The sequence below is a fragment of the Cellulomonas olei genome (genome assembly GCF_039548315.1).
Classification (GTDB): Bacteria; Actinomycetota; Actinomycetes; order Actinomycetales; family Cellulomonadaceae; genus Cellulomonas.
This window is the reverse complement of the sequence record NZ_JBCLVN010000006.1, coordinates 1-3,412: the sequence shown is the minus strand read 5'-3', so window position 1 is coordinate 3,412 and position 3,412 is coordinate 1. Positions and strand designations below refer to the sequence as shown.

The 3,412-nt window shown below is 75.9% G+C and carries 2 protein-coding genes and 1 pseudogene; all 3 read right to left on the bottom strand.

Features of this window, described 5'->3' with window-relative positions; genetic code table 11:
* Window positions 1-225: 225 nt before the first annotated feature.
* A complete protein-coding gene (locus tag AAHH18_RS03670) occupies window positions 226-1,209 on the bottom strand; it encodes a ribose-phosphate diphosphokinase (RefSeq protein ID WP_222171518.1) in 984 nt (327 codons plus the stop codon).
* Complete coding sequence (gene glmU / locus AAHH18_RS03665; RefSeq protein ID WP_283321210.1) at window positions 1,206-2,864, bottom strand: bifunctional UDP-N-acetylglucosamine diphosphorylase/glucosamine-1-phosphate N-acetyltransferase GlmU; 1,659 nt, start codon at window positions 2,862-2,864, stop codon at window positions 1,206-1,208. The genes AAHH18_RS03670 and glmU overlap by 4 nt, the downstream gene beginning before the upstream one ends.
* 292 nt (window positions 2,865-3,156) lie before the next feature.
* Window positions 3,157-3,412, bottom strand: a pseudogene (locus AAHH18_RS03660) (hypothetical protein); the annotation flags it as partial.

Sequence of the window (3,412 nt, the reverse complement as noted above, 5' to 3'; positions counted from 1 at the left end):
CGCCGCGCCCTCCGCCCGCACCCGCACCCGCGCCGCGCCCTCCGCCCGCGCGCAGCCCGCGTCGAGAAGCCAGGACACGCCCGGGATCACGACGCCCGGCCGGCGTGTCCTGGACTCTCGGCGTCGCAGGGTGCGAGGGGTGCGTGCGCGGGGAGGGTGCGTGCGAGGGGAGGGTGCGTGCGCGGAGGGTGCGTGCGCGGAGGGCGCGCGGGGTCGTGCTGGGGGTCAGGACTGGCCGTCGAAGAGGCTCGTGACCGAGCCGTCGTCGAAGACCTCGCGGATCGCGCGCGCGATGAGCGGCGCGATGGACAGCACGGTCAGGTTCTCGAACCGGTGCTCGTCGGGGATCGGAAGCGTGTCGGTGACGATGACCTCGCGCGCCCCGCACTGCTGGAGGCGGTCGGTGGCCGGGTCGGACAGCACGCCGTGCGTCGCGGCGACGATGACGTCCTTCGCGCCCGCCTCCTTGAGCACGCGCACCGCCCCGGTGATCGTGCCGGCGGTGTCGATGAGGTCGTCGACCAGCACGCAGGTCCGGCCCTCGACGTCGCCGACCACGCGGTTCGCGACCGTCTTGTTGGGCTGCCGGATGTCGCGGGACTTGTGCACGAACGCCAGCGGCCCGCCGCCGAGCTTCTGCGCCCACAGCTCGGCGACGCGGATGCGACCGGCGTCCGGGGACACGACGGTGACGTTCTGCACGTCGACCCGGGTCCGCACGTACTCGGTGAGGATCGGCATGGCCCACAGGTGGTCGACCGGGCCGTCGAAGAAGCCCTGGATCTGCGCGGCGTGCAGGTCGACGCTCATCAGCCGGTCGGCGCCCGCGGTCTTGAACAGGTCCGACACCAGGCGGGCCGAGATCGGCTCGCGGCCGCGGTGCTTCTTGTCCTGCCGGGCGTAGCCGTAGAACGGGGCGATCACGGTGATCGTCTTGGCCGAGGCCCGCTTGAGCGCGTCGACCATGAGGAACTGCTCCATCAGCCACTGGTTGATGGGCGCCGCGTGGCTCTGCAGCACGAACACGTCCGCGCCGCGCACCGACTCGGCGAACCGCACGTAGATCTCGCCGTTCGCGAAGTCGTACGCGGTGGTGGGCAGCAGGTCGATGTCGAGGCTCTGCGCCACGGCCGCGGCCAGGTCGGGGTGCGCGCGACCCGAGACCAGGACGAGCCGCTTCTCACCGTCCTGCGAGACGATCCCGGTCATCGTGCGGTGTCCTCCGTGCTGGGCTGGGCGTCGGGCAGCGGGGCCGGGTGGTCCGGCAGGTGCGGGGGCGGCGTGGAGTAGACCCCCGAGCCGGCGGCGCGGCCGGCGCGCTCACGCTCGGCGCGCGCCTGGGGCGAGAGCTGGTCGTCCTCGCCGCGGGCGCGGGCGGCGGCCTCGGCGGCGGGGGTGCCGGCGCGGGACCGGGAGACCCAGCCCTCGATGTTCCGCTGGGCGCCGGCGCTCACGGCCAGCGCACCCGGCGGGACGTCGTGCCGGATGACCGAGCCGGCACCGGTGTAGGCGCCGTCGCCGACGGTCACCGGGGCGACGAACATGTTGTCCGAGCCGGTGCGGGCGTACGAGCCGATCGTCGTGCGGTGCTTGCGCACCCCGTCGTAGTTGACGAACACCGACGCCGCGCCGATGTTCGTCTCCTCGCCGATGGTCGCGTCGCCCACGTACGACAGGTGCGGCACCTTGGAGCCGGCGCCGATCTCCGCGTTCTTCGTCTCGACGAACGTGCCGATCTTGCCGCGCTCGCCGAGCACGGTCCCGGGCCGCAGGTAGGCGAACGGGCCGACCGTGGCGCCCTCGCCGATCACCGCGAGCGACCCGTGGGTCCGCACGACGGTCGCGCCGGCGTGCACCTCGACGTCCGTCAGGGTGGTGTCCGGGCCGATCGTGGCGCCGGAGGCGACCGACGTCGCGCCGTGCAGCTGGGTGCCGGGCAGCAGGGTGACGTCCTGCGCGAGCTCGACGTCGACGTCCACCCAGGTGGTCGCGGGGTCCACGACCGTCACGCCGGCGCGCATCCAGTCGTCCAGGACGCGGCGGTTGAGCTCGGCGCGCAGCACCGCGAGCTGCGCCCGGTCGTTGACGCCCTCGACGAGCACCGGGTCGTCCGTGCGCAGTGCGCGCACCCGGCCGCCGTCGGCCCGCGCGATCGCCAGCACGTCCGTCAGGTAGACCTCGCCCTGCGCGTTGTCGCGCCCGAGCCGGCCGAACGCCCCGCGGAGCACCGCGGCGTCGAACACGTAGACCGACGAGTTGATCTCGGCGATCGCGCGCTGCTCGTCGGTCGCGTCCTTCTCCTCGACGATGCCGAGCACGTCGCCCGCGTCGGCCGGGTCCTGCGAGCGCAGGATGCGCCCGTACCCGGTCGGGTCGGCGACCTCGGTGGTCAGCACGGTCACGGCGTTGCCGTCCGCGGCGTGCGCGGCGAGCAGCTCGGCCAGCGTCCCGCCGTCGAGCAGCGGGATGTCCCCCGCCAGCACCACGACCGGGCCCTCGACGAGCACGCCCGCGGCGGAGCCGGGCACGCCCGGGCCGTCCCCGGCGGACGCGGCCTCGGCCTGCGCGGCGGCGTCGAGCACCGCGAGCGCGCACTGCACGGCGCGGCCGGTGCCCGGCACGTCGTCCTGGTCGGCGACCAGGACCTGGGGCATGAGCTCGCGGGCGTGCGCGGCCACCTGGTCGCGCTCGTGCCGGACGACGACCGCCGTCCGGCGGGGCTCGAGCGCCTGGGCCGCGGCGAGCGCGTGCCCGAGCATCGAGCGGCCCGCGAGGGTGTGCAGGACCTTGGGTGTGGCCGAACGCATCCGGGTGCCCTCACCTGCGGCGAGGACGACGACCGCAGCGGGGCGGGGGGTGGTCACCTGTGGGTGCTCCCTGTCGAGAGGTCTGCCCGGACGAACGCGGGGGCGCGGCCGGGCGGGGACGTCGTGCTCCCGCACTCTACCGCCGTCGCGGCGACCCCCGGCGCGCGTCCGCCGACTCCCCGCACGTGCGCGACCACCCCGGACCCGTGCGCACCGGCCGCCGCAGCGGTCGTCCCGGCGTGCCGGGCGCGCGGCGGTCGGCGGCGCGCGGGGGGTGTGCGGGCGGGTGTGCGGGAGGGACGCGGGCACACCCCTCCGCACGCCCGCGTCCCTCCCGCACGTCTGGGGGTCAGCCCTCGCCGCGGACCCGGCGGCGGCCACGGAGCGCGAGGAGCGCGCCGCCGGCGACCACCAGCGCCGAGGCGCACAGCAGCACCACGCCGGCGGGGCTGCCGGTCCACGCCAGGACGCCGCTCGCCGCGCTCGGCGTGCTCGCCGTCGACGACGGAGCGGTTTCACCGGGCAGGGCCACCACGGTCGGGTCGGGGGACGGCGCCGGGTCCGGGTCGACGGGCTGCGGGTCGACCGGCTCCGGGTCGACCGGC

Coding starts and splice junctions, on each gene's coding strand:
- AAHH18_RS03670 (WP_222171518.1), bottom strand. CDS start 1,209: ATGACCGGGATCGTCTCGCAGGACGGTGAGAAGCGGCTCGTCCTGGTC.